This window comes from Streptomyces sp. NBC_00887 (genome assembly GCF_045207585.1).
This window is the reverse complement of sequence record NZ_CP108788.1, coordinates 63424-88665: the sequence shown is the minus strand read 5'-3', so window position 1 is coordinate 88665 and position 25242 is coordinate 63424. Positions and strand designations below refer to the sequence as shown.

The 25242-nt window shown below is 66.8% G+C and carries 23 protein-coding genes and 2 pseudogenes; 16 read left to right on the top strand and 9 right to left on the bottom strand.

All coding sequences use genetic code 11. The features are described from left to right. Positions 1–246: 246 nt before the first annotated feature. Entirely contained in the window at positions 247–2727 is a 2481-nt protein-coding gene (locus tag OG844_RS00435; protein WP_406387322.1) for a discoidin domain-containing protein, read from the bottom strand. Between the two features lie 635 nt (positions 2728–3362). Between OG844_RS00435 and OG844_RS00430 the strand changes: the two genes are divergently transcribed. Continuing rightward, positions 3363–3494: a hypothetical protein gene (locus tag OG844_RS00430; protein WP_406387321.1), complete on the top strand. Its 132-nt coding sequence runs from the start codon at positions 3363–3365 to the stop codon at positions 3492–3494. 127 nt (positions 3495–3621) lie between these two features. Here OG844_RS00430 and OG844_RS00425 read toward each other — a convergent pair whose 3' ends face one another. The 4 genes from OG844_RS00425 to OG844_RS00410 all read right to left on the bottom strand — a co-directional run bounded on the left by OG844_RS00425 (position 3622) and on the right by OG844_RS00410 (position 7737). Further along, complete coding sequence (locus OG844_RS00425; RefSeq protein WP_406387320.1) at positions 3622–3852, bottom strand: hypothetical protein; 231 nt, start codon at positions 3850–3852, stop codon at positions 3622–3624. Between the two features lie 194 nt (positions 3853–4046). After that, positions 4047–5078 carry an ABC transporter permease gene (locus OG844_RS00420; protein WP_406387318.1) on the bottom strand — a complete coding sequence of 344 codons (1032 nt, stop codon included), beginning with the start codon at positions 5076–5078 and terminating at the stop codon, positions 4047–4049. Next, positions 5062–6615 (bottom strand): sugar ABC transporter ATP-binding protein, encoded by a 1554-nt coding sequence (locus tag OG844_RS00415; RefSeq protein WP_406387317.1) that lies wholly within the window; start codon positions 6613–6615, stop codon positions 5062–5064. The genes OG844_RS00420 and OG844_RS00415 overlap by 17 nt, the downstream gene beginning before the upstream one ends. Before the next feature lie 84 nt (positions 6616–6699). Beyond that, positions 6700–7737 (bottom strand): sugar ABC transporter substrate-binding protein, encoded by a 1038-nt coding sequence (locus OG844_RS00410; protein WP_406387316.1) that lies wholly within the window; start codon positions 7735–7737, stop codon positions 6700–6702. A 458-nt stretch (positions 7738–8195) separates the two neighbouring features. Between OG844_RS00410 and OG844_RS00405 the strand changes: the two genes are divergently transcribed. The 9 genes from OG844_RS00405 to OG844_RS00365 all read left to right on the top strand — a co-directional run bounded on the left by OG844_RS00405 (position 8196) and on the right by OG844_RS00365 (position 15097). Next, the gene (locus OG844_RS00405) at positions 8196–9047 is read left to right on the top strand and encodes a fumarylacetoacetate hydrolase family protein (protein ID WP_406387315.1); all 852 of its coding nucleotides are present in this window, start codon (positions 8196–8198) and stop codon (positions 9045–9047) included. Between the two features lie 11 nt (positions 9048–9058). Then, entirely contained in the window at positions 9059–10411 is a 1353-nt protein-coding gene (locus OG844_RS00400; RefSeq protein ID WP_406387314.1) for an L-fuconate dehydratase, read from the top strand. Then, positions 10408–11169 (top strand): SDR family NAD(P)-dependent oxidoreductase, encoded by a 762-nt coding sequence (locus OG844_RS00395; RefSeq protein ID WP_406387313.1) that lies wholly within the window; start codon positions 10408–10410, stop codon positions 11167–11169. Before OG844_RS00400 ends, OG844_RS00395 begins: the two co-directional genes overlap by 4 nt. A 2-nt stretch (positions 11170–11171) precedes the next feature. After that, complete coding sequence (locus OG844_RS00390) at positions 11172–12164, top strand: aldo/keto reductase (RefSeq protein ID WP_406395938.1); 993 nt, start codon at positions 11172–11174, stop codon at positions 12162–12164. A gap of 193 nt (positions 12165–12357) precedes the next feature. Then, positions 12358–12480 carry a hypothetical protein gene (locus OG844_RS00385; RefSeq protein ID WP_406395937.1) on the top strand — a complete coding sequence of 41 codons (123 nt, stop codon included), beginning with the start codon at positions 12358–12360 and terminating at the stop codon, positions 12478–12480. After that, positions 12467–13117 (top strand): lactate utilization protein C, encoded by a 651-nt coding sequence (locus OG844_RS00380; protein WP_406387312.1) that lies wholly within the window; start codon positions 12467–12469, stop codon positions 13115–13117. The genes OG844_RS00385 and OG844_RS00380 overlap by 14 nt, the downstream gene beginning before the upstream one ends. Then, entirely contained in the window at positions 13114–13425 is a 312-nt protein-coding gene (locus tag OG844_RS00375) for an L-rhamnose mutarotase (RefSeq protein WP_406387310.1), read from the top strand. Before OG844_RS00380 ends, OG844_RS00375 begins: the two co-directional genes overlap by 4 nt. Further along, positions 13422–14273, top strand: a complete 852-nt coding sequence (locus OG844_RS00370) for an amidohydrolase family protein (RefSeq protein ID WP_406387309.1) — start codon at positions 13422–13424, stop codon at positions 14271–14273. The genes OG844_RS00375 and OG844_RS00370 overlap by 4 nt, the downstream gene beginning before the upstream one ends. Before the next feature lie 128 nt (positions 14274–14401). Beyond that, positions 14402–15097 carry a FadR/GntR family transcriptional regulator gene (locus tag OG844_RS00365; protein WP_406387308.1) on the top strand — a complete coding sequence of 232 codons (696 nt, stop codon included), beginning with the start codon at positions 14402–14404 and terminating at the stop codon, positions 15095–15097. 289 nt (positions 15098–15386) lie between these two features. On the opposite strand, the pseudogene OG844_RS00360 reads toward OG844_RS00365, so the two are convergent. Further along, positions 15387–15618: pseudogene (locus tag OG844_RS00360) on the bottom strand (transposase); the annotation flags it as partial. A 572-nt stretch (positions 15619–16190) separates the two neighbouring features. After that, positions 16191–17036 carry a helix-turn-helix domain-containing protein gene (locus OG844_RS00355; protein WP_406387307.1) on the bottom strand — a complete coding sequence of 282 codons (846 nt, stop codon included), beginning with the start codon at positions 17034–17036 and terminating at the stop codon, positions 16191–16193. Between the two features lie 232 nt (positions 17037–17268). Between OG844_RS00355 and OG844_RS00350 the strand changes: the two genes are divergently transcribed. From OG844_RS00350 to OG844_RS00340, 3 genes are all read left to right on the top strand, one after another. After that, the gene (locus tag OG844_RS00350) at positions 17269–18216 is read left to right on the top strand and encodes an SDR family NAD(P)-dependent oxidoreductase (protein ID WP_406387306.1); all 948 of its coding nucleotides are present in this window, start codon (positions 17269–17271) and stop codon (positions 18214–18216) included. Positions 18217–18502: 286 nt separating this feature from the next. Next, entirely contained in the window at positions 18503–19654 is a 1152-nt protein-coding gene (locus OG844_RS00345) for a pentapeptide repeat-containing protein (protein ID WP_406387305.1), read from the top strand. Between the two features lie 539 nt (positions 19655–20193). Continuing rightward, the gene (locus OG844_RS00340) at positions 20194–20358 is read left to right on the top strand and encodes a hypothetical protein (RefSeq protein ID WP_406387304.1); all 165 of its coding nucleotides are present in this window, start codon (positions 20194–20196) and stop codon (positions 20356–20358) included. A 42-nt stretch (positions 20359–20400) separates the two neighbouring features. On the opposite strand, the pseudogene OG844_RS00335 reads toward OG844_RS00340, so the two are convergent. Together OG844_RS00335 and OG844_RS00330 are read right to left on the bottom strand one after the other, a co-directional pair. Continuing rightward, positions 20401–21482, bottom strand: a pseudogene (locus OG844_RS00335) (DegT/DnrJ/EryC1/StrS family aminotransferase). Continuing rightward, positions 21479–22273, bottom strand: a complete 795-nt coding sequence (locus tag OG844_RS00330; protein WP_406387303.1) for a DUF4037 domain-containing protein — start codon at positions 22271–22273, stop codon at positions 21479–21481. The pseudogene OG844_RS00335 and the gene OG844_RS00330 overlap by 4 nt, the downstream one beginning before the upstream one ends. 743 nt (positions 22274–23016) lie before the next feature. On the opposite strand from OG844_RS00330, the gene OG844_RS00325 reads away from it, so the two are divergent. From OG844_RS00325 to OG844_RS00315, 3 genes are read left to right on the top strand one after another with little or no spacing between them, the layout of a single operon-like run. Further along, a complete protein-coding gene (locus OG844_RS00325; protein ID WP_406387302.1) occupies positions 23017–23325 on the top strand; it encodes an SDR family NAD(P)-dependent oxidoreductase in 309 nt (102 codons plus the stop codon). Between the two features lie 44 nt (positions 23326–23369). Then, positions 23370–24083: a hypothetical protein gene (locus tag OG844_RS00320; protein ID WP_406387301.1), complete on the top strand. Its 714-nt coding sequence runs from the start codon at positions 23370–23372 to the stop codon at positions 24081–24083. 6 nt (positions 24084–24089) lie between these two features. Then, the gene (locus OG844_RS00315) at positions 24090–25016 is read left to right on the top strand and encodes a phosphotransferase (protein WP_406387300.1); all 927 of its coding nucleotides are present in this window, start codon (positions 24090–24092) and stop codon (positions 25014–25016) included. Positions 25017–25242: the final 226 nt, after the last annotated feature.

Here is a 25242-nt window from a genome sequence, read left to right as displayed (position 1 = left end):
GGGTAGTGCACTCAGCAGGGCTTAGGGCAAGTCGTCGCATGCACTGGGTGCGCGGGCCGACGGCGCCGTACCCGGCTAGTGGCCGGTCACCGGGGCGCTGTGAAACGGGTTGGCGGGTGCGGTCCCACCAGCTGGAGGACCGCACCCGCTTTGGACTGTGAGCGCTACGGGTGACGAAACCGTTGGGGTGGGTACAGAGGACGGACAACTAGGTGGTCTCGATGGTGTTGGAGAAGACCTCGGGGGTCACCCAAGGACCTGGACTTCGCTGAGGGAGAGTGGTCGGTCGGAGCCGACGAGCTGTACGCGGATGTAGCGGGCCTTGGTGCCGACGGGGAGTGTCAGGGATGTGCCGACCGCTTCGCTCCGGTGGGTGTGCCATACGCCGGTTTGTGCCTTGGTTGTTGCAGGGTCGTTTGACGTGAATGGTGTGTCGGAGGCGAAGACGTAGAAGTCGCGGAGGCGGTTGGAGCAGCAGTCGGTGCGGTTCCACAATTTGATCTGGCCGACTGTTTGTGAGGTGCCCAGGTCGACCTGCCACCAGGGGTTGTTGTCGAGCGGGGTGTCGGACGTGTGGGTGACCGAACCGGCGAAGAAGATTCCGTCGGCCTTGCCGTCCACAGCCCGATCCGCGCTGGATCCGAGATGGTGGGTGCTGGACTGGGTCGCCGGGCGGTTGAGCGCCATGTTGGCGAATACCTCTACTTCGCTGAGGGAGAGTGGTCGGTCGGAGCCGACGAGCTGTACGCGGATGTAGCGGGCCTTGGTGCCGACGGGGAGTGTCAGGGATGTGCCGACCGCTTCGCTCCGGTGGGTGTGCCATACGCCGGTTTGTGCCTTGGTTGTTGCAGGGTCGTTTGACGTGAATGGTGTGTCGGAGGCGAAGACGTAGAAGTCGCGGAGGCGGTTGGAGCAGCAGTCGGTGCGGTTCCACAATTTGATCTGGCCGACTGTTTGTGAGGTGCCCAGGTCGACCTGCCACCAGGGGTTGTTGTCGAGCGGGGTTTCGGACGTGTGGGTGACCGAACCGGCCGGGAAGGAGCCGTCGGCGTTCCCGTCAGCAGCACGGCTGGCCTGCCCGCTTCCTGTGAGGGTGCTGGACTGCGTGGCGGACTTGCCGAAGGCCATATTCGTGTCGATCGCGCCGTCGGAGTGCAGGGAAAAGGTCGCGATCGCCGGGGACAGCGCCCTAGACGTGTTGATCCTCAACCGGACCTTGGTGGTGGTGACGGCGTTCGGTAGGTGCAATAGGCGCTTGTACCCGATGGTTGTGGCCTTGCCGGCCTCCTGCCAGCCGTTGCCGTCCCAGACGTCGAAGGCGAAGCTGGACACGCGCTGCCCGACCTGGATGTTTTCCTGGAGTTTCACCACATTGAAGGTCTTGGCAGGCCCGAGGTCCATGACGAGGTTTCCGGTGGTTCCGTTGGGCTGCCAGGCCGTCGAGCCGTCACCGTCCAGCACGTTGCTCGGAACGTTGCCGCTGGTGTTGGAGGTGCCGGTGTCGTTGGCGGCGGAGGCACCGGAGGAGACCTTTACATTCAGGGATCGAACCCAGCTGCCGAACTGCCTCATGCGGTCCACTGCTTCGGCCGGCATCCGTCCGGTGTTGTCAGGGGCGACGTTCAGCAGGAGCTGGCAGTTCTTGCCCACCGAGTTCATATACATGTGCTGGAGGGTGGCCAGCGAGACCGGCTTGGCTCCCGGGTCCCAGAACCAGGACGGAGCCTGCAACATGCCGTCGCACTCGGCCGGCTGCCATCGGACCATGTCCCACTTGCTGGTGCCATCTGCATTGCGCTGTGACAGCAGGGCGTCACTTCCCAGATCGCTCGCAGAGTTGCTGCCGCCAGGCACGGGTATCACGGAGTCCGCCGCGGTGGCGGGATCGCCGATGTTGGGAACCGCCGACCACTCCGACACGCGATGAGTCAGCCCCTCCTCAGTGCCGACAAATCGTGCGTCGGGGCCGCCGTCCTGGAAGACCACCGCGGTCGGCTGGAGCGTACGGATCATGGTGATCCAGTCAGAAAAGTTGTAGCGCTGGGGGGCGTCCGGCCACGGGTTGGCTCCGTCCAGCCAGATCTCATCGAGCTTGCCGTACTTGGTGAGCACCTCGTAGAAGGTGTTCATGTAGTAGCGGTTGTAGTCGTCGACCGCGGGGAAGTCGAAGCCCCTGTCCGTGCCGTCACTGATGGTCGGGATGTGCGTGGGCTTCGGCGTGCTGCCGTTGCCGAACCTGCCGGCGTGGTACTCGTGACCGTCCGACGGCGAGAGATAGACGCCGACCTTGAGGCCGTGATTGCGGAACGAGTCGGTGAACGACTTCAGCACGTTGCCTTTGCCACTCATCCAGTTGCTGGAGGCCACGCCGTGGCTGGAGTAGGCCGAGGGGAACAGCAGCATGCCGTCATGGTGCTTGGCGGTGAGGATGACCTTCTTGAAGCCCGCCTCCTTGAACATCTCAGCCCACTGGTCGGTGTCCAGATTGGTTGGATTGAAGACGTCGGGGTCCTCGGTCCCCGTCCCCCATTCCTTGAAGGTGAATGTGTTCGGGCCGAAGTGGATGAACCCGGTCAGCTCTTCCAGCTGCCAGTCCAGTTGCCGCTGACTCGGCGTCAGGGACGCTGCCTTCTCCAGGATTTGTGCGGGCGTGTCGTGGTCGTTGACGGCGACGACGGGGTTCGGTGCCGCGGCGGCGGGGCCGGCCGTCACGACCGTGGTGCACAAGGCCATGAGTGTGCCAACGGACGCGACCACGGACCGTCCTACCCCCTTTCGCTTTCGGGAGCCGGCTCGGTTGATCTGAACCCTTGACATGGGTCCTCCTCCTTGCGTTCGGGTAGCGCAGAGTGACGACGGTCACCGGGGCCCGGCAGGTGGAAGGCTAGGGCAGGCCATACATCGGAGCAACACCTTTTTCACAGGGTTCAGTTGTTAAGTTGAGGCACTTTGTGACGCACATTCATCCGATCCATGGATCGTGCGGGATGCCACCCTGCGTTGGGTGTCCACGGCTGCAGTCCAGTCGCGCTCGACGCCTGAGGCCGGCGCGGCCGCCTCGGCGGGATTACTGCGATGTTGCGACAGACATCGGTTGAATACTGGCCACAGTGAATGGATGCGTGGCGCCCAGGTTGCCCAAACTTGGGAATGACTGCAGGAGGGAGGCAGTCTCCGGCAGCTGGCGAAACTTGCCCAGATCGCATGGTGCACCTACGATGAATTAAACATCGGATGTATTGCGTGCACGGCGCACACATCGGGAGGTCGAAGTGCAACACTGGCAAGTAACCTTTGGAACCCGCAGTGCCGACGGATTGCAAGGAACGCAGACGTTCATCGTTGTCGCTCCGTCGCCAGCCGTGGCACGAGACGCAGCGGGTGTGCTCGCCGAGTCCACGGGTGCGATGTATCACCGCCGGGGCGCGCGCATCGAGGTGCGCGGCGCTGCCATCGTCGAGTTGTGGCGCAGTGGTTCGTTGCACGTACGATGACGCCGTCCCTGACGACCGGTCATCTGTCATGTTTCGCGCCCTGCCTGTATCAATGGCCGGGCTGGTCCGCGGTGGGTGGCGCTTGGCCGTCGCCGTGACGTGGTGACGTCAGATGTAGGCCGACACCCTAAGGAGGGAAGGCCCCCTGACCGGAGAATTCCCGGGAGATTCCGTTCGTCAGCCAGTCCTCGACGGCGGCGACATGCACAGAGCTGGCGTCCGCGGCGAGCGAGGCGTCGCGGACGGCCAAGGCCCGGCAGATGGCCTCGTGTTTGCGATGGGCCTGCTCGCGCGTCGGCGCGTGGGTGCCGCGCACGATGCGGAGCCGCTGGGTGTGGGTGGAAAGAATGCCGAGCAATGCTGGCCTGCCAGTCGCACTCGTTGGGCAATCGAGCACCGGGTCTCAAGGCGCTGGAAACGATCATCTCTTTCGATGGCCTGGTTGGTCACTGTCATGGTGTGCCCCTCCTGCGTGGGCCGAAGCGGCGCGCGCCTGACTCTCCCCAGATGGGCGGCGCCGCTCGGCTGCTCTCAGTTGGTCACTGGAGCCGGCTACTCCTGCTTCTCGCCGGACGCGAAGCGGGAGATGATGAGCGCGACGATGATGATCGCGCCGTTGAGGAACTGGTTCCAGAGAGGCGGCACACCTGCCAGGGTCATGACGTTGACTACGAGTTGCAGAGTGAGCACACCCGTGAGCGCACCGAACAGAGTGCCCCGGCCGCCGTTGAGGCTCACACCGCCGATGACCGTGGCGGCGAAGACCTGGAAGATCCAACCGCTGCCCTGATCTGCGGAGATGGAGCCGTAGTGGCCGGTGTAGAGGATTCCGGCAAACGCGGCGAGAAGACTGCCGATGATCAGTACGGCCCACACGAGCCGGTCGACGCGGATGCCCGCGGCGCGGGCGGCCTCGGCGTTGCCGCCGATCGCATAGAGCGCGCGGCCATGACGCAGCCAGGCGAGGGTGCTGCCCCCGATGGCGAAGAGCACCGTGCAGATCCAGACCGCGGCTGGGACGCCGAGCCAGGTGGCGCTGCCGAGGTAGCTGAACGAGCGGGGCACGTTGACGATGGACTGACCCTCGGAGATAGCGATCTGCAAGCCGCGCAGCAGCGTGAGCCCACCCAGTGTGACGATGAAACCGTTGAGCCGTAGCTTGAGGATCAGGAACCCGTTGATCAGGCCGATAATGGCGCCGACCAGCAGGCAAAGCGGTATGGACGTCCACTCCGGGAGCAGGCCGAGGCCGTTGAATCTCGCACCGTGGTCGGGGAGTACGAGCCAGACGGCGACAACGGGGGCGAGGCCGATCGTCGACTCCAGAGAGAGATCCATCCGGCCGACGATGAGGACGAGCGCCTGAGCCAATACGAGCAGACTCAGCTCCGTCGACTGCTGGCCGACGCCGAGCAGATTGTCCGAGGTGAGGAACGCGGGCGAGACGATGAAGCCGATGAGGCACAGGACGAGCAGCACCGGGACCAGCGACAGATCGCGGAGCCGTGCCAGTTTGAGGCGGCGGCCTTCGGGCTCGGTGGTGCCGGTCTCCGGCAGCGCACGCAGCTCAGTGGCGGGAGGCATGCTGTTCCTTTTCGGTGGGGTCGGTTATGCCTTCCATGGCAGCGACCAGTTGTTCGTCACTCCATCCGTGCTCGAACTCGGCGATAACGCGTCCGTGGAACATCGTCACGACACGGTCGCAGACGCGCAGGTCGTCGAGTTCGTCGGAGACGATCAGTGCGGTCTTTCCATCGTCGGCGACCTGCCGGACGGTGCTCAGTAGGGACTCCTTGGACTTGATGTCGACGCCGTTGGTGGGCCTGATCGCGACCAGGACATGGGGCTCGATGGCGAGAGCGCGCGCGATGACGACCTTCTGCTGATTGCCTCCGGACAGCGCGGAGACGGGAGCGGAGGGCCCGGGAGTCTTGATGTCGAGAGCGGCGATCATGCGCGCCGCGAAGGACCGGATGCGCGAGGGCAGTACGACGCCGCACGGACCCAGCTGACTGGTGACCGTCAATGTGGCGTTCTCGGCGACGCTCCGCTGAGGGACAAGGCCCTGGATGTGCCGGTCCTCGGGGACGAAGCCGACGCCGGCAGCGAGTGCGGCGGGCACCTGCCCGGTGCGGACTTTGCAGCCGGCCACCGTGATGGTTCCGCTGTCGGGCCGACGTAGACCGGCGATGGTCTCACCGAGCTGTACGTTGCCGCTGGCGGCGGCGCCGGCGAGTCCCACCACTTCGCTGGGGCGCGCGGTCAGAGAGACCTCTTGGTAGTTGCCCTCAAGGCACAGGCCATCGATGTCGAGCAGAGGGGCACCGTCCGCACGCATCCGGCCACTGACCGACCAACTGGGCTCGGTTCCCAGAGACTGCTCTCCGGTCATCGCCTCCACCAGGGCTTGCTTGCTCAGCTCCGCGACGGGGGCGGTGACGATATGGCGGGCGTCCCGGTAGACCGTGACCGTGGTGCACAGGTCGTAGACCTCCTGCAGGTGGTGCGAGATGAACAGGAAGGCGACGCCCTGCTGCTGCAGTGAGCGCAGCTTTTCGAAGAGCCGGTCGATACCGCGTGCGTCCAGTTTCGCGGTGGGCTCGTCGAGGATGATGAACCGGGCGCCGAATGACAATGCGCGGCCGATCTCCACGAACTGGCGCTGCTCGACGGTCAGGTCTTGCGCACGGGCGGTGGGGTCGACGTCCACGCCGTACTCGGTGAGGAGGTCCTTGGCGCGATGGCGCAGCCCCTTCCAGCTGATGGCGCGCAGCGCGCCGCTGCTCTGCCGGTCCAGAAAGAGGTTCTCGGCGACGGTCAGTGCGGGAATGATGGTGGAGCGCTGATAGACGCATGCGACGCGGGAGCGCCAGGCGTCGGTGTCGCCGATGACCGGGGCAGGCTCGCCGTTGAAACGCAGGGTGCCGGTGTCCGGGCGCTGCAGCCCGGTGAGAACGTTGACGAGCGTGGACTTGCCGGCGCCGTTGCGGCCTACGAGCGCGTGAGACTCGCCGGATGCGACAGAGATGCGGGCGCCGCTGAGAGCGACTGTGGCGCCGTAGCGCTTGCTGATCCCGTCGGCCTCGACGACGGGGCCCCGTATGGGGTGGGAGTCCGCCATGGCGGAGGTGTCCTTTCCAAGGATTCCATGAGAGGCGGGTGGCCGGGGGAAGTGCCCGCCCGCCGCTCACGGGCACGGGGACTGCTAGCTGATGGAGTTGCCCCAGAGGGCCGTGTCGTCGACGTTTTCCTTGGTGACCAGGGGAGCGGGGAGCTGATCCTCAAGCCCGTTGGGCAGCTTGACGATGGTCGAGTTGTGGTCGGTTGGGCCGGGCTTGAAGGTCTTGCCCTCGGCGGCCGCCTTGGCGTAGTAGACGGCGTACCGGGCGTAGAGGTCGGCAGGTTGGGAGATGGTGGCGTCGATCTGTCCCTTACGGATCGCGTCGAGCTCCTGCGGGATGCCGTCGTTGGAGATGATGGTGATGTGCCCGGGCTTTCCGGCGGGCTTGAGCAGGCCCTTTTGCTTCAGCAGGGTGAGGGTCGGCTGCAGGAAGACCCCACCGGCCTGCATGTAGATACCGTTCAGATCCGGATGAGCCGACAGGGTCGACTGGAGCTTCGCCGAGGCGACGTCGCCCTTCCAGTCGGTGGCCAGCTCGATCACCTTGATGCCGGGAAACTTCTCCTTCATGCAGGAGGCGAAGGCCTCGGAGCGGTCACGGCCATTGATGGAGTCGAGGGCCCCCTGCAGTTCCGCGACCTTGCCCATGCCGCCGAGCTGCTCCCCGAGGTATTCGCATGCCTTGGTGCCGTACGCCCGGTTGTCGGCGCGGACGACCATGTAGACGTCACCCTTGTCGGGGCGTGTGTCGACGCTGACGACGGGGATCTTCTTCGTGGCGAGCTGGTCGAGCGTGGAGGCGATGGCACCAGTGTCCTGCGGCGCCATGACGACAGCCTTCGCTCCGGTGTTCTGTAAGACCTGGACGTTGGCAACCAGTTTGGTCACGTCGTTCTGGGAGTTGCTCACCGGCAGGGTCTTAACCCGCTGGTGCTTGGTCTCCTGGTCGATGTACTGGGCGTAGGAGTTCCAGAAGTCGGAGTCCGACCGCGGCAGGTCGATGCCGACCGAGGCGTCGCTGCTGGAGACGGAGTCGGTGTTGTCGCGGTTGCAGGCCGTGGCGAAGCCGGCGACGAGGGCCACGGCGGCGGCGGCCGCGATTCTGGAGGAGCGAGGCTTCATCGTGCTGTTCTCCTTGGCTGGGTTGCCGACGCGTTCTGTCTGGCATGACAGGGGGATCGAGGCCCATACCGAGAGGTGACCCGGCCTTGGTCATGCCCTCGTCCAGGGAGAGCGGCCGGTTGATGCCCCGTGTGATCCGCGGCGGGAGGCGGATCTAGCCCCACAGTCATCGGATGGCTTGTGATAATGAGGACCATACGAGTCGGGAAACGGCCTGACAAGAGGACAACCCTGATCATTCGTACCCGTGGCGTCGTCAACCTGAGATCGCTCCCGCGGAGCTTTCTAGATCGCCTCTGACCTGCACATTTGTGCAGTCCTCCGCATGTGATCGTCCGCAGTCATCGGATGACTTCTTGCGGACGGGTGATGTCGGCCGTATGATCGCGCTAGACGGATTCATCCGATGTGTTGATCTGCGAGGCGCTGTCGTCCAGCGCATCGAACGGGAGACGAGCATGAAGCTACTGCGCATCGGTGCGCCAGAGGCGGAGATTCCGGCAGTTCTTGGAGAGAACGGCACCGTGCACGACCTGCGGAGCCTGACTGCCGACATCGACGCGAGTTTCCTCGCCTCTGGAGGGATCGGCCAGGTGCGGCAGGCGCTTGCCGACGGCGCGTTGCCGCCCCTCGTCTCGGTCGGTCAGCGGATAGGCGCGCCTGTCGTTCGCCCCGGCAAGGTGGTGTGCGTCGGTCTCAACTACCGCGACCACGCAGAGGAGACCGGCGCGGCCGTCCCGGAGCGGCCGGTCGTCTTCATGAAGGACCCGGCCACCGTGGTGGGCCCCTATGACCAGGTCCTCATCCCGCGCGGTTCGGTGAAAACCGACTGGGAGGTCGAACTAGCGGTCGTCATCGGACGCGAGGCCCGCTACCTGGCGAGCCCGGACGAGGCCGCCGAGCACATCGCCGGTTACGCGGTCAGTCACGATGTCTCCGAGCGCGAGTACCAGCTCGAACTCTCCCCCCAGTGGGACCTCGGCAAGTCTTGCGAGACGTTCAACCCGATGGGCCCCTGGCTGGTCACAGCCGACGAGGTCAGCGACCCTCAAGCACTGGGATTGCGCCTCACAGTGAACGGCACCACACGCCAGGACGGCACCACCAAGAACATGATCTTCAACGTTGCCCATCTGGTCTGGTACCTGAGCCAGTACATGGTGCTGCGCCCGGGCGACGTCATCAACACCGGCACTCCGGCCGGCGTGGCCCTTGGCCTGCCGGGTACCCCTTACCTGCGCAAAGGCGATGTCGTCGAGCTGTCCATCGATGGCCTCGGTACCCAGCGCCAGACCTTCATCAACGCGTGAAAGGCATCGAGTTGTCCGCAACCACAGCGCGGATCACCGCCGTCGACACCTACGACATCCGCTTCCCCACCTCGCGGGGGTTGGACGGGTCCGACGCGATGAACCCCGACCCCGACTACTCCGCCGCGTACGTCATCCTGCGTACCTCGTCCGGCGGCCATGAGGGACACGGCTTCACCTTCACCATCGGCCGTGGCAACGATGTTCAGGTTGCTGCCATCAACGCGTTGAGTGACCATATCGTCGGACGTTCCGTCGCCGCGCTGTGCGCCGACCCCGGCTCCTTGTATCGCGACCTCATCGGGGACAGTCAGCTGCGCTGGCTGGGCCCGGAGAAGGGCGTGATACACATGGCGATCGGGGCCGTCGTCAACGCCGTCTGGGACCTCGCAGCCAAGCATGAGGGCAAGCCGTTGTGGCAGCTCCTGGCCGACGCCGATCCGGCATGGCTGGTGGACCAGGTCGACTTCCGCTACATCAGCGACGCCCTGACCCCCGACGAGGCCTTGGAACTGCTCAGCAAGGGCAGGCAGGGGGCTAGCGAGCGCGCCGCCCAGCTTCTGAAACACGGCTACCCCGCGTACACCACCTCCCCTGGCTGGCTCGGCTACTCCGACGAGAAGCTGACCCGCCTGGCCAGGCAGGCCGTCGCGGAAGGCTTCACTCAGATCAAGCTGAAGGTCGGGGCCGACCTGGAGGACGACATCCGTCGATGCCGCGCGGCCCGCGAGACGCTGGGACCGAAAATTCGGATCGCCATCGACGCCAACCAGCGCTGGGACGTCGCGGCGGCCATCGCATGGACGACAGCCCTCGCGGAGTTCGACCCGTACTGGGTGGAGGAGCCCACCAGCCCGGACGACATCCTCGGCCACGCCGCCATCCGCCGCGGTGTCCACCCCATCAAGGTCGCGACCGGCGAGCACGTGCAGAACCGTATCGTCTTCAAGCAGCTCCTCCAGGCTGGCGCTATCGACGTCCTCCAGATGGACTCGGCCCGGGTGGCCGGAGTCAACGAGAACCTCGCCATCCTGCTGCTGGCGGCGAAGTTCGGCGTCCCGGTGTGCCCGCACGCCGGAGGCGTGGGCCTGTGCGAACTCGTCCAGCACCTGTCGATGTTCGACTACGTGTCCTTGTCAGGCAGCACCGAGGACCGGGTCATCGAGTTCGTCGACCATCTCCACGAGCACTTCGTCGACCCAGTGGTGATCAGCGACGGCCACTACCAGGCACCCACCAGGCCCGGCTTCTCCGCCGACATGCATCAAAGCAGCATCGACGCCTTCACCTACCCCCACGGCGCGTTCTGGGTCTCCGACGCGGCCCGCACCGAGCCCGCCACGGACCCAGAGGACCAGGAATGACCACCGACCTCTACGGACACAGGGCACTGGTCACCGGCGGTGCATCAGGTATCGGCCTCGCCACCGCCATGCTGCTGAGCGAGCGCGGAGCGGACGTCGCCGTACTCGACGTCGACCCCAGCGGCATCGGCACATCGCTGCGCGGCTTCACCGCGGATGTCGCCGACGATGAATCCGTCCGCGCGGCCGTCGAAGGGGCGGCCGAAGCCCTCGGCGGGATCGACATCCTGGTCAACAACGCCGGCATGGGGGCGGTCGGAACGGTGGAGGACAACCCGGACGAGCAGTGGCTCCGCGTCCTGGACGTCAACGTGCTGGGCATCGTGCGCACCACCCGTGCCGCCCTGCCATACCTGCGCCGCTCCTCCCGTGCCTCGGTGATCAACACCTGTTCCATCGCCGCCACCGCCGGCCTGCCCCAGCGGGCCCTGTACTCCGCGAGCAAGGGTGCGGTCCTCTCGCTCACCCTCGCCATGGCCGCAGACCACGTTCGCGAGGGCATCCGCGTCAACTGCGTCAACCCCGGCACCGTGGACACCCCGTGGGTGGGGCGGCTGCTGGAGGCCACCGACGACCCGGCCGCGGAGCGGGCCGCACTCAACGGCCGTCAGCCGAACGGCCGGCTTGTCACCGCCGAGGAAGTGGCTGCCGCCATTGCCTACCTCGCTTCCCCCGCAGCCGCCAGCACCACCGGGACGGCCCTCGCGGTCGACGGCGGCATGGCGGGCCTGCGCCTGCGACCGGAGCCAAAGCCGTGATGCTGCGTCAGAACCGACTCGGGAACAGCACGGTGCGGGTGAGTGAACTCGCCCTTGGTGCGGCCGGCATCGGCAACCTGTTCACGCCGGTGAGCGACGTACAGGCCGAGCAGACCTTGGCCACCGCCTGGGCCTGTGGAATCCGATACTTCGACACCGCCCCCCACTACGGACTGGGCCTGTCGGAACGGCGACTGGGCGATGCGCTTCGCCGCATGCCTCGGCACGAGTACGTGCTGTCCACCAAGGTGGGACGCATCCTCGACCCGGCGCCGGATGGCATCGGCAACGACCTCGCCAATGGCTTCGCCGTGCCCGCCACACACCGCAGGCGCTGGGACTTCAGCGCCAAGGGCGTGCGCCAGTCCATCGAGGACAGCCTGAACCGCCTAGGCCTCGACCGGATCGACATCGCCTACTTGCACGACCCGGACGACCACGCCGAGCAGGCCCTGGACGAGGCATACCCGGAACTGGAACGCATGCGGGGCGAAGGTATCCTCGGCGCCATCGGCGTCGGCATGAATCAAACCGAGTTGCTCGTCCGATTCATCCGGGACACCGACATCGACGCCGTCCTGCTGGCCGGCCGCTACAGCCTCCTCGACCAGCGCGGACTCGACGAACTGCTGCCACTCGCCCTTCAGCAGGACGTGGGCGTCGTCATCGGCGGCGTTTTCAACTCCGGCCTTCTCGCCGACCCCCGTCCAGGTGCGACCTTCGACTATGCCCCTGCCCCCAGTGACCTGGTGGCACGCGCGCTCGACCTCAAAACAGTCTGCGAGTCGCACGGCGTGCCCCTACGTGCCGCCGCCCTGCGATTTCCGTTCGGGCACCCTGCCGTCTCCGGAGTCCTGGTCGGTGTCCGCAACTCCCCCGAGATCGAGGACGCCGTCGCCATGCTCCACTTCCCCATCCCGGTCGCGCTCTGGGCCGAGCTCAAGGAGCGCGGGTTGCTCGCCGCCGACGTGCCGACCCCCCAAGAGCAGGGCTGATGCGCATCGCGCTGTTCATCACCTGCTTCAACGACATCATGTGCCGTCGAGGCCAAGCGTGCTGCCAAGCGCTTGCCCAGCCCCGAGGCCATGGTGATGAAGGCGGCGGCTTCCGTCCTCGACCACCCCAGGGTGCTGGCCGGCCCAGAAGGCTGCGGCGGTCGGCGGACGTCTCCTCGCCAGGGGCGGGCACATCGGGCGGCTTCCCAGCCCGCTGCACGGCTGGTCAGACATCCGCGACACACCGGCGCCGCCGGCCGAGTCCTTCCGCAGCTGGTGGCGCAGGAACCGGGAAGGTGACCATGAGCAGCCGTGAGGCCATCCTCGGACGCGTTCACGCCGCCCTCACCGACGTCCCGCTGGGCGAGCGGCCCGATGACGTCCCCGTCCCTCGGGACTACCGGAAAACCCATACCGAACCGGACGAGGACACCGTGGCCCTCCTTGCCGAACGGGTCGCCGACTACCGTGCCGCCGTCTCCCGTACCGATCGTGCAGGACTGCGCGATGCCATAGCCACCGCGTTGAGCCTGCGCGGCGCCACACGACTGGCGCCGCCGGACGGGTTCCCTGGCGAGTTGCTACCGCCGGGCGACTGGGAGTGGCATCCCGAACCAATGGACGTGCCCGCCCTGGACACCATGGATGGAGCGATCACGCTCGCCTCCGCCGGGATCCCTGTCACCGGCACCATCGTCTCGGACGCCGACGCCGACCAAAACCGCCGCGCCCTGACGCTCATTCCGGACTACCACCTCTGCATCATCCGTGCCGAGCAGATCGCCGACGACGTCCCCGGTGCCCTCGCGCGACTTGACCCGCGGATGCCCCTGACCTTCCTCTCGGGACCGTCCGCCACCAGTGACATCGAGCTCGACCGGGTCGAAGGCGTACACGGCCCCCGAACCCTAGACGTCATCGTCGTCGACCCCACGTCCTCGGAGCAGCCATGAGAATCGCCCTGCACACCCGCGTCCGCGCGGACCGGATCGAGGAGTACGAGGCTGCCCACCGCGCCGTGCCCGAGGAACTCACTGCCGCCATCCGGGCCGCCGGAGTCACGTCCTGGACCATCTGGCGCAGCGACCGCGAACTCTTCCACCTCCTCGAGTGCGACGACTATCCGCGCCTGCTCGCCGAGCTGGAGCACCTTCCGGTCAACATCGTCTGGCAGGCCAGAATGGCCGAGTTCCTCGACGTCGTCCACGACTACTCCGAGGCCGGCGCGGCGGCGGGGCTCCCGGTGGTGTGGCAGCTGTGACGGATCGGCCGATCATTGATGCGCACCATCACGTCTGGGACCTCACGGTACGCCCGCAGCCGTGGATCGCGGGCGAGGAGCTTGCGCCGCTGGCACGCTCCTTCTCCGCTGCGGACCTCGCCACCGAGGCGCGTGCAGCCGACGTGGTCGGCACCGTGGTCGTCCAGACCGTCTGCGTGCCTGAGGAGACACCTGAGCTCTTGGCTCTCGCGGCTCGCAGCGACCTCGTCGCAGGTGTCGTCGGCTGGACCGATCTGACGGCCCCGGATGTTGCCGATGCAATCGCCGCCCTGCGCGAACAACCCGGCGGGGAACACCTTGTCGGCATCCGTCACCAAGTTCAGGCGGAGCCCGATCCGCATTGGCTGCTCCGTCCTGATGTGCAGCGCGGCCTCACCGCTGTCGCCGAGGCCGGTCTCGCCTACGACCTTGTCGTCAAGCCGCACCAGCTGGCCGCGGCGGCGGCCGCCGCGGCTCAGATCATCGGCCTGACCTTCGTCGTCGACCACCTCGGTAAACCGTTGATCGCGAGCGGCTGGCTCGACCCCTGGGCAACCGACCTGCGACGCCTGGCGGCCCTGCCCAACACCGTGTGCAAGCTCTCCGGGATGGTCACTGAGGCCGCTCCGGGTTCCTGGCGAACCCAGGATCTCAAGCCCTATGCCGAGACGGCACTGGATGCCTTCGGCCCGCGACGTCTGCTGTTCGGTTCCGACTGGCCCGTGTGCACCCTGCAAGCCTCATATAGCACCGTCGTCGAAGTCGCCGACGAGCTCACAGATTCACTCGGCGTAGAGGAGAAGGCAGCGGTGTTCCACGGCAACGCGACCCGGGTCTATCGGCTGTAGCGCATCAGGTGCCAGAGCCTGATGTGATCGACGCATTCCGACCCGGCTGGGCCGCCGCAGTCAGGCCGCGTCCTGCCCGGTCGCGCTGGGACTATGCTTCAGAGAACAGGAACCTGGGAGGCTTAGCAGTGCCAGTCACCGATGAGGCGATCGAGAAGATCAAGGCCATGATCGTCAGCGGTGAGCTCCGTCCCGGCTCGAAGCTTCCCAAGGAGGCCGTCCTCGCCGAGCGGCTCGGCCTGTCACGCAATTCCCTGCGCGAGGCGGTCAAAGCACTCTCACTCATCCGCGTCCTGGACGTACGGCAGGGCGACGGCACGTACGTTACGAGCCTGGAGCCGAACCTGCTCCTGGACGCGCTGGGTTTCGTGGTCGAATTCCACCAGGACGACACTGTCCTGGAGTTCTTGGAGGTTCGCCGCATCCTGGAACCTGCGGCGGCGGCGATGGCCGCTCGGGTGATGTCCGACAAGGACATCGCTGCTCTGCGGGAGGTACTCGACGGCCTCAGCGAGGATGCCGCGCTGGAGGAGCTGATCGACAACGACCTCGAGTTCCACCGCAGGATCGCGTCCGGCTCGGGGAACACCGTGCTCTGCTCGCTGATCGATGGGCTGTCCGGCCCGACAGCACGGGCACGGATATGGCGCGGTATGACGGAGGAGGGTGCCGTCGAGCGGACTCGTCAACAGCACCGAGCCATCATGGAGGCCATCGCAGACCGCAATCCCGATCTCGCGTCAGCGTGGGCGACGGTCCATGTGGCGGGGGTCGAGCAGTGGCTGCGCGGCATGCTGGGCACCTCCGAGTCACCGCTGGGCTGAACGGAGCCCGGGGCGCTTCCAGCAGCCTTCCCGTGCCCGGGCTCGCCGGTTCGGGCTCAGCGGACGGCTGATCAACTACCGGTCCCACCGACGATGTGGTCCTCCGTCAGCTCGTGCTGCGCGGCTCGATCCAGTTCCAAGACGGCCACCGCCTCCTGGACCCCGCACCACATCGCGGTCACACCGCTACCCGGAACCCCCGCCCGTAACCTCGCGCAACTACAAACCCACCTACCATCACGCGACGACACCTGCGCAGATCAACCCTGGCAGTTATTCAGACGCGAGCCCCGGCGGTGCCCGAGTACTGGCGCTGCACGCCCTGCGGAGGTGGTGCCTTTCTTGGCGAAGCCGCTGTCGTCGAGGATGAGGACCCCGTCGGCTTCGCCGAGCTTGTCAGCGACGTATGTCTGCAGGTCATCGCGGACGTCGTCGGCGTTCCAGGTGGCTCCGTTCAGCAGCCGTCGCAGGCCGTCGGGGGTGCGGTGACCTGCGTGTTCTGCCAGTTGCCAGCCGCCTCTTGCGGCCGACCGAGCCGAGCAGGGCACGTCGATCGCCCGGGGAGGCTGCCCTCACCACAGCTCGGACCGTGCTCGATGCCACTCCTTGGAGGGCAGCATCCGGCAAGACCGCCTCTGACCCACCATCAGCCCACTTCACTCCCGACGACGCCTCTGACCAGGCCAGATAGCGAACCGCTGCTGGAGGGCTAGTGTCCTGAGCCAGTAGTTGGCTTACAGTTTCTCGTATGACTCGTCCTGGTCCGAAGCTTGCGCCGCTGGACCTGACTGATGCTGAACGAGCCGAGTGGAACGGGTGGGGGCGGCGGCGTAAGGGGGCTCAGGACACGGCCCTCAGGGCTCGGTTGATTCTGGCGTGCGAACGCCGCGGCCCTCGCTGACCGACTACTTTGGTCGCGCGCCGGGATCCTTTCGGCCGATACCAGCCGCCCCGCAGTCTAGGCTCGGCCCAAGAAGACAGCCCTCGGGTTCATCGCTTTCGTGCTCGTCGCGGCGGGGGCTACGGGCTCATCGGTGAGCGGTCGACGGATGCCGGCCCTCTTCGGCTTCTCCCGGCTCATCGCTCCCGACGGTCACGAGCGGGCGAGAGTGGCAAGGGCCCTGGCGGACGGTGAGTTCGGCTCGGCGGTGTAGAGGCCGAGCAACTGGTCCGGGTCGTCGGTCGGGGTCAGTGCCTCGTAGTCCAGGGTGAGGTCGCCGACCACGGGGTGGTGGTAGCGCTTGGTGCCGTGGCTGCGGCGCAGTACGTCGTGGTCAGCCCACCAGCGGCGGAAGTCCGGGTCACACAGGGACAGTTCACCGACCAGTTCCTCGAGCCGCAGGTCGTTGGGGTGGCGTCCGGCGTACAGACGGAGGCCCGCGACCGTTCCCCGCGCCGCCGACGGCCAGTCGAGGTACAGTTCCCGGGCGGCCGGGTCGAGGAACAGGTACCGGACCAGGTTCCGCTCCCGGTGCGGCAGCGCGTCGAAGTCCGTGTACAGGGCGCGGGCGAGCCGGTTGGCGGCGAGGACGTCCATTCGGTGGCCGATGACCAGCGCCGGGCTGTCGGCGAGCGTGTCCAGCAGCCGGTGGAGCCCCTGTCGTACCCGCTGCGGCGTCTCCGGGCGGCGGCGGGCGCGGGCGGGGCGCGCGAGATCGAAGAGGTGGCCCCGCTCCGTCTCGTCGAGACGCAGGGCGCGGGCGACGGAGTCGAGCACGGTCTGCGAGACGTTGACGTTCCGGCCGCGCTCCAGCCGTACGTAGTAGTCGACGCTCACCCCTGCCAACAGCGCCACCTCCTCGCGCCGCAGCCCGGGCACCCGCCGGGCTCCCGGCTGCGGGGGCAGGCCGGCCCGCTCAGGGGTGATCCGGGCCCGCCGCGAGCGCAGAAACTCCCGCAGGTCCGTGCTGCCGCCGGTACTGGGAGAGGTGTCATCCATGGTCTCCAGGCTAAGGCCTGTCCTCAATCGACGGACGGAACCGGTGAGACCAACAGGGGGCCTGGTGAACCCCCGGTCGGCTGGACCCCAGGTGGAGCCGGGCTCCTCCGCCTCCTCTGAATGCCCCCGCCAGGTGGTTGGCTTGACGGGTGCCGACCGGGATGTTCGAAAAGCCGTGACATCCGACGGGCCCGGCTTCCGCGAGTACGACGTAGAGAGGCAGACCGCCCCCATGACCACCGACTCCACCGGCCCGATCACCACCCCCTTCAACGCCGAGTCCACCGCGGCCGAGGTCGTCGCCGGTATCGACCTCACCGGCCGGCGCGCCGTCGTGACCGGCGGTTCCTCCGGCATTGGCGTCGAGACCGCTCGCGCGCTCGCCGGCGCGGGCGCCGAGGTGACCCTCGCCGTACGCGACGTCCAGGCTGGTGAGCGCACCGCCCAGGACATCACCGGCACCACCGGCAACAAGCAGGTGCTCGTGGCGCCGCTCGACCTCGCCGACCAGCGGTCCGTCGCCGCGTTCACCGCCGCGTGGGACGGCCCGCTGGACATCCTGATCAACAACGCTGGTGTGATGTACACACCCGAGCTGCGGACATCGGAGGGCTGGGAGCTCCAGTTCGCCACGAATCACCTCGGCCACTTCGCGCTCGCCACCGGCCTGTACCCGGCACTCACCGCCGCTGACCGGGCGCGGATCGTCGCGCTCAGCTCGGTCGGGCATCTGCGACAGCCGGTGGACTTCGACGACATCGACTTCCGCCGCACGCCGTTCGACACCGAGCTCGCGTACGGCCAGTCCAAGACGGCGAACGCGCTCTTCGCGGTCGAGGCGAACCGGCGCTGGGCCGGTGACGGCGTCACCGCCAACGCCGTCCACCCCGGCGCGATCCTGTCGAACCTGACACGCCACATGAGCCAGGACGAACTCGACAAGGCGATCGCCTCTGGCTACGTCTTCAAGACGCCCGAGCAGGGCGCGGCCACCTCCGTGCTGGTGGCAACGTGGCCGGGGCTCGAAGGCATCGGCGGACGGTACTTCGAGGACTGCCAGGAGGCGCATCCCCATCACGAGGGTGACCCGGGCGGAGTCGCCGCCCACGCCCTGGACCCCGTAGCGGCCGAGCGGCTATGGCAGGTGTCGCTCGACATGCTGGCTGCCGCACGGACCTGACGGGGCGGGCTCCCAGGATCAGCTCGCCGCGCCCGCCTCCTCCAGCAGCTGCACCGTCTGTGGATACGGTCCGGTCCGCGCCCATTCCAGCGGCGAGTGTCCGTTGCCACCGTCCTCGGGAGCGTGCGGCCGCAGTCGAGACGCGCGGACCGCTGCCCGAGGCCGCGGTGGAACAGCTGACTGCAACCGCTGACTTCAGTGCTTTGTCTTCCTCGTCATGACATCCAGGAGAAGGCCACGATCACTGAATGAACGGGAGCTGCGGTTGTGGAAGGTCGGCCGTGCGTTGGCCCTCACCTTCGTCGCTGCGGTCCTGGTCGCGGGCGGCGTCTTCTACGGCCTGGTAGACCTACTGGACTTCCAGGAGATCGATACCACCGCGAAGCTCGACGCGAAGACGCTCTTCGACCTAGTGAAACTCTCCTTCGGAGTGGTCGCCGGGGCCGGTGCGCTCGTCGCCCTAGTCGTCGCCTACCGCCGCCAGCGCGTCGACGAGGCCGGCGCCCACCGCGAAGCCACCCGGCTCCACACCGAACGCTTCTCCCAGGCCGTCGACAAACTCGGCTCGGACTCCCCGGCCGTCCGGCTCGGCGGAGTCCACGCCCTGGCCGGCCTCGCCGACGACGCCCCCGACGACAACCTTCGCCAGACCTGCATCGACGTCCTCTGCGCCTACCTCCAGCTCCCCTTTACCCCCGACCCTGGCAACGACCCCACCCATCAGGAGGAACACCACCGCTACCTGGCCTTTCGCAAGGTCCGGCACACAATCCTGCGGCTCATCGGGGACCATTTCCGTCGCCCCCAGGAAACCCACCGCTCCTGGCAAGGCTGCGACCTCGACCTCACCGGCGTCACTATCGACGGCGACATGAACTTCGGCGGTGCGGTGTTCTCTGGCGGCACGGTGCGCTTCAACAGAGCGGTGTTCTCCGGCGGCACGGTGACCTTCAGCGCAGCCAGGTTCTCCGGCAGCGTAGTGATCTTCAACGGAGCGGTTGTCTCCGACGGCACGGTGCGCTTCAGCGGTGCAACGTTTTCTGGCGGCTTGATGGAGTTCCGCGGAGCCACGTTCTCCAGCGGCACGGTGCGCTTCAACTCCGCCACGTTCTCCGGCGGAACGGTGACCTTGGGCGGAGCGGTGTTCTCCGGCGGCCTCGTGGACTTTGGCTCAGCGGCATTCTCCGGCGGCCTGATGGACTTTGGCGCAGCGGCGTTCTCCGGTGGCACGGTGAACTTCGACAGAGCCGCGTTCTCCGGTGGCACGGTGACCTTCGACGGAGCGGCGTTCTCCCGCGGAACAGTGACCTTCGACGGGGCGGCGTTCTCCGGCACCACGGTGGACTTCAATTGTGCTGTGGGTCCGGCTCCCGACGGGCTTCTCGTTGCTGTCGGCACGCCTGTTCCTTCGGCCGTCAGACTTTCTGTCATCTGGTAGCTCCAAATCCCAGAGACAGTGATGCCGATCCGATCCAGCCCGGGGGCGGAAACGGTCGTCTACGCCCCCGTCCGCCGCAGTCGACTTCACCGGCAGGTGGCCGAACCTTGACCGTCTGGGTCGGCCAACCAGACGGGTGAATTAGTGCGCGCCGGAAGTCGGTGACCGTGGTTGCCGCGGTAGTTCAGATGGCTCCACGGCCGGGGCGGCGTCGGGCCCTTGGAAGGCGCTAAGCCGGAGGCTGCGGCCCAGCAGCACGTCGCCTCTCAGGTTGTGCCGTGCTCCAGAGCGCTGGCGGCGTCGCCGGCAAGTCCGTAGCCCGGGGCTGTTGTCCTGCACTACGCCGAGCAGCTCACGCACGGGAACGTCCGAGACCTGGAGGCGTTCTGCTACCAGCAGCTGGAGCGGCTTCACGAACACGTCGGCGAGACCGACGAGCTCTCTTTCGCAGCCTCTACGTTTCCAACGCTGTCGGACTGCTGGAGCACCTGCTGAAGACGGACCCGGCCGACCGCACCGAGTGGCAGAAGGTGGCCATCGTGCGCGAGTGGCAGCAGCTGCGCCCCCTCGCACACCCCTTCAACCACAGCGACGGCTTCGACTGGGACCGCTGGTGGACACACCTGGAGCACCACGACGCCGCCGGCGAGGCAGTCTTCCGCGCCCGGATCGCCGCCGGGGACGAGGAGGCGATCCGGCCGTGACCGGTCAGCCCCAGGCGTACGAGAACCACGTCACCGCCGAGCTCATGGGCCCGCGCGCCCCCCGGCGGCGCCGGCCCGGCACCGACGAGTCGGCTGGGATACCAGTCGAACAGGGTCTTCGTGAACTGGGGCCTGGACCACCGTGCTCCGAGCGGTGAGCTCTGCGTCAAGCCGGTCGCGGGCGCCGGGCAGGAGGTCGGGGTCGACGCTCAGCAGATACTTCCAATAGGTTTGCATCTCACCGACATCGCTGTGCGGACAAGTCAGCCCTTCGACGTCCGACAGAATGGCCGACAACTCGTCCGCCATCGTGATCCGCGACTCGACGAAGCCCGTGAGTTTGCGCAGCTGTGCGAGCGCGACCGCTCCCTGAAGTTCGGTCATCCGTGCGTTCACGCCCGCCAGCGGATGGTCCTCCGTGCGCGAACGAACTCCGTTCTCCACACCCTTGTTGATCCAGGACCGGATGCGCACGGCCAGGCTTCGATCGTTCACCAGGATGAGGCCACCCTCTCCGGCGGAGATGTGCTTCGTCTGCTGGGTGCTGAAGCAGCCGGCAGAGCCGAAGGTGCCGACCGGGAGATCCGCGTGCGTGCATCGTAGGCTTGGGCGGAGTCTTCGATGACGGCCAGGCCATGGCGCTGCGCGATCGCGGTCAAGCGGGTCATGTTGCAGGGCTTGCCGACGAGATGGGTCACGATGATCGCTTCGGTGCGGCTACCGACGGCCGCGGCGACCGAATCCGGATCGAGGTTGCCGGTGAGCGGGTCGACATCGGCGAAGACCGGCGTCAAACGCTCCTGGACGATCGGTGACACGCCGCCGATGTCAGTCATCGGGGTGGTGATGACCTCGGCACCGGCCGAAAGGCCCAGGGCCACGAGCGTGGCTTGGACCGCCGAGGTGCCGGAGGAGCACGCCACGGCCTCCGGCACGCCGTACCGGTGGGCGAACTCGGCCTCCAACTGGCCGACGAAGCCGTCGGAGGCGGCGAGCAGCCGGCCCGAGGCGAGGACTTCAGCCAGCAGAGCCGCTTCCTCCGGCCCGAAGCTGTGTCCGGAAGCATCCTCCTCGCATGGAACCCACCGTCGGGCCCCGGCCGGTGCAATCGGCTCGCCGCTCATGCCCCATCCTCCTCGTCCAGTGCGGAGTTCTTGACCACGGCGATCGTCTCGTCGATCAGAGCGATGACCCCATTCCGTTGAGCCCTGACGTCGGCCGATCCACCCGGCGGGTACAGGACGGCGGCGATGCGGGACACGAGCTGTTCGGGAGCGGTATGGAAGGCCGCCGCCTGACGAAGGTTGTTGCCGTCGCCGGGGTAGTAGACCCGGTTGACTGCCGCCAACACCTGAAGGATGTGGTGGATGAGCTTTGCGGTCAGACTGCTGAGGAAGGTGAGATCGGCGCGTTCCACCTTGTTCCGGTAGTGGTAGTCGTCCCGCCAGTACCGCAGCGCGGGCAGGAACTTCTGGATCGTCGCGTGCCGCACCGTGTCCGGATATGGCTCCAATCGGTCGCGCCACCGGCTGACGAGGCCGTCGGGGTCGTGGACGGGGATCTGGCACGCCAGGTCGGCCAGCGGATGGTAGCCCCAGACGGTCCAGACCAGGTCATCGGGCGTGCCGTGGCCGCCGAGCCAGGAGTCCACGACCGCGTCCACCTCGGCTACGGTGCGGAACCAGGGTTCGTCGAGTACCACGCCCTTCTCCGCCCAGCGCCGCCGTACCGCCTGCCAGTCGGCGTCCCACTCCGGGCCCGGGTCCGGACGCGGCGTGTCCGAGTAGAAGCGGAAGTCGGTGTCAGACAGCTCGTCGGACGTCCCCTTGCTCATGGAGCCGCTCAGTGTCAGTGCGAAGCGGCCGGTGTCGTAGTGCTTGAACAGCCGCAGCGCGTCGTCTGCGGCTGCCGTCATTTCGGCCGTCAGAGCTGCCGATTCAGAGGTCGGATGCACTGTTCCTCCTAGATGTTCCAGAAGACTCGGTCGACGTTCGTCGCACACGACGCGCCGCCGATGACCAGAACGGGGCTGGAGCGCCGCGCGATCTGGCACTCGTCCATTGCCTTGACGACTTCGAGCCTGTTGCCGGCATCTTGTTCTCCTCGCCTCCGGGGAGCCGGAGGATCCGGTGCGGAGCCTGGGCGAGGAACGCTCCGACGTCATGGCCTCAGCGCTGCCACACTTCTTCGTCCACGACGACGAGCGCTTCGCCGTCGTACCCGGATAACACGGTTCGCAACGGTCCTGACGACGACAGAACCTGGCTCTCGACAACGACCGAATACCGGTGGTTCCGGTCCTGTGAGACGGCGATCGACATTGCCACCCTTCCCCCGGTGATCTCGGCCAGTAGTCCACCGTAAAGATCCTATGTCTGTCTCTGGTATATCGTCTCACTGGCCAGTAGGCCATGCGTGATCAGAGATCAACATCAGCCATCTTGATCACCTTCGTGGATCACTGTTGCGGCGACTCCATCAGATTTCTCCCAGCAAGTGGGCGGAAGTTGATGTGGCAGAGCTCTGCGCCGTCAGGATTCGTGATGGCCATGCCTGGATGCGAAGCTCGACGTTCCCCCTTGACTGATCCGATGATATTGTCTGTATCATGTGAATAGATCGGATGTCTGGGTCAGTGTTCGAGCGAAGGAGTGTGTTGTGCCGATAGCAGTGATCACCGGCGCGGAGCGCGGACTCGGGCTGGAGACCGCGCGGCTGCTCCTCGACCGCGGCTACGTCGTCGAGTTGGCGGTCCATGACCACGACGAGGGGCGGAACATGGGGGAGCTGTCGGCGTACGAGAGGAAGGGCTGTGTACCGCTCGACCTCACGGACGACCGGAGCATCGCAACTGCCTTCGCAGCACTCGGTGCGCGGTACGGGGTGCTCGACGTACTGATCAACAACGCCGGTGTCACCGGCACCGGGTCCGCCGTGGAGGTGACCCGGGAACGTCCAAGCCGGTGATAGAGCGGCCTGGGGCGATGGGGCGGGAACGGTCGGTCGGCAGTGTGGGCACCGAGGTGGTTGAGGGGTTGGATCGACGTGCCCGAAACCTCGGCATCTCCTGGCAGAACCTGGTCCGTGCGTTCTTCTTCCGCGCCGAGGAGATCGTGCAGGCGCATGATTCGGCACTGCTGGTCGAGACCCATCGGCAGCCCGACGACGAGCGCGAGCCCTGTGTCGCTCAGATGTCGGTCGACGTCCCGATCGCCTTGGCCCTCGGGGACGCCCGGACCTGCGAACCGGCTGACTGGGCTGTGGGCTTCGACCGAAATCATCGGGATGCATTGAGGCACCTCCCCGCCGATCCGACCCGGATCGGCGGGCTTGCAACAGCGTATGGCGCAACGCTCAGGCCCTATCCGCACCGGCTGCCCCGGTACGAGATCGAGTTCCGAAACCGAAGCCGGACAGCTGATCAGCCGGACACGACAGGCATGGGTCTGGTCATCGAGCGCGATACCGAAGGCATCGGGTTCATCTTGACCGAGGACAGCTCACGCTGCGGCCCGGGTTCGCTGGAGCTGCTGTCGACCTGCCTGATCGGAGCACTCGAAGCCACCCTGGGAATCACCGGCTCGCCGGCTGTTCGCGTCCTGGAAGAGTCCGAACGCCTCCGCGGCATGGTAGGGCGGTGGCCCTACCTGGAACTGCGCGACGGAGCGCTGGCGACCTACTCCCCGTCTAGGCCCACGCCTGTCACCCCGAACGTCAGAGGATGAGGAGCTATGGCCAAAACCACCGAGCCGACACCGGCCGCCAAGTCAGTCATCGAGTCCATCCCGATGTTCTCCGAAACGGGGCCGATTCTCATCGAGTCCTTGGAAGGCGTGCAGAGCCTCAACAACAATCTCTGGGTCGTGCGTTGCGAATCGGGTGAGCGGTTCGTGGTCAGGCAGGCCGACCCCGTCAGTGCGACGCGCCTCGGGGTGAATCACCCTGACGAGGCGGCTGTGGCACGAGCCGCGGCAACGATCGGCATCGCGCCGGAGGTGCTGTACTGCGACCCCTCGATCGGCCTGATCGTCACGCCGTGGGTGGAACCGCTGCCGCCCCAGCAGCGGGGCGGCCTCGGGAGTCCGGGGACGATGAAGCGGCTGGTCGAAGTCCTTCACCGGATGCATGGCCTCACCGACGTGCCGGGGCGCCCGGGTGCGATCTACGACCGGATCCGACATCTTGTCGGCCAGTCGCGCGACATGGGTCTGTCACTTCCGCCGGGCGTCGGGGATGCTTTGCTTCGGCTGGACGACTTCGAGGCACACCGAGCCGCCCAAGCTGGGGCGCCACCGGGGCTGAACCACAATGATCTGTGGGAGAACAACATATTGGACTCGGGGGACCAGCTCTTTCTCGTCGACTGGGAGTTCGCGGGATTGGGCGATGGACTCTACGACCTCGCGACCATTTCCATGGCCGGCGCATTCGATGCTGACCTCGATCGGCGCCTGCTGGGCGAATACGGATCGGACGCGAGGCAGGACCTCGTGGAACTGCAATCCATGAAGTGGGTCGTGCGGTTCTTCGAGGCCACCTGGTCGCTGGTGATGCATGGCATGAACGGTCATACGACCGGATCCGGCTTCGACTATTCAGGCCATGCTCGGGTGATGTTCTCGGCGATGGAGGAGGAACCTCCGGCCGTCAGGCTGTGAGCCCGCTTGCCCCCTGGGTCTTGATCAGCTCCAGGACCCGGCGGGGAGTGCCTGCGTCGAGTAGCTCCTGGCGTGCTGGCAACCGTGAGAGCCTCGATCACACCAGCGAGCACTTCCGCCTGACGAAGTGCCCAGTCGGCCTCAGCCCCGACACCTCATCCCCACCAGTCATCCTCGGTCTCCGCCCGGGGGCGCACCGTCGCTGACGACCGGGACCTGACGCCGG

Coding starts and splice junctions, on each gene's coding strand:
- OG844_RS00420 (WP_406387318.1), bottom strand. CDS start 5,078: ATGCCTCCCGCCACTGAGCTGCGTGCGCTGCCGGAGACCGGCACCACC.
- OG844_RS00415 (WP_406387317.1), bottom strand. CDS start 6,615: ATGGCGGACTCCCACCCCATACGGGGCCCCGTCGTCGAGGCCGACGGG.
- OG844_RS00410 (WP_406387316.1), bottom strand. CDS start 7,737: ATGAAGCCTCGCTCCTCCAGAATCGCGGCCGCCGCCGCCGTGGCCCTC.
- OG844_RS00405 (WP_406387315.1), top strand. CDS start 8,196: ATGAAGCTACTGCGCATCGGTGCGCCAGAGGCGGAGATTCCGGCAGTT.
- OG844_RS00395 (WP_406387313.1), top strand. CDS start 10,408: ATGACCACCGACCTCTACGGACACAGGGCACTGGTCACCGGCGGTGCA.
- OG844_RS00380 (WP_406387312.1), top strand. CDS start 12,467: ATGAGCAGCCGTGAGGCCATCCTCGGACGCGTTCACGCCGCCCTCACC.
- OG844_RS00375 (WP_406387310.1), top strand. CDS start 13,114: ATGAGAATCGCCCTGCACACCCGCGTCCGCGCGGACCGGATCGAGGAG.
- OG844_RS00355 (WP_406387307.1), bottom strand. CDS start 17,036: ATGGATGACACCTCTCCCAGTACCGGCGGCAGCACGGACCTGCGGGAG.
- OG844_RS00350 (WP_406387306.1), top strand. CDS start 17,269: ATGACCACCGACTCCACCGGCCCGATCACCACCCCCTTCAACGCCGAG.
- OG844_RS00330 (WP_406387303.1), bottom strand. CDS start 22,273: ATGACGGCAGCCGCAGACGACGCGCTGCGGCTGTTCAAGCACTACGAC.
- OG844_RS00315 (WP_406387300.1), top strand. CDS start 24,090: ATGGCCAAAACCACCGAGCCGACACCGGCCGCCAAGTCAGTCATCGAG.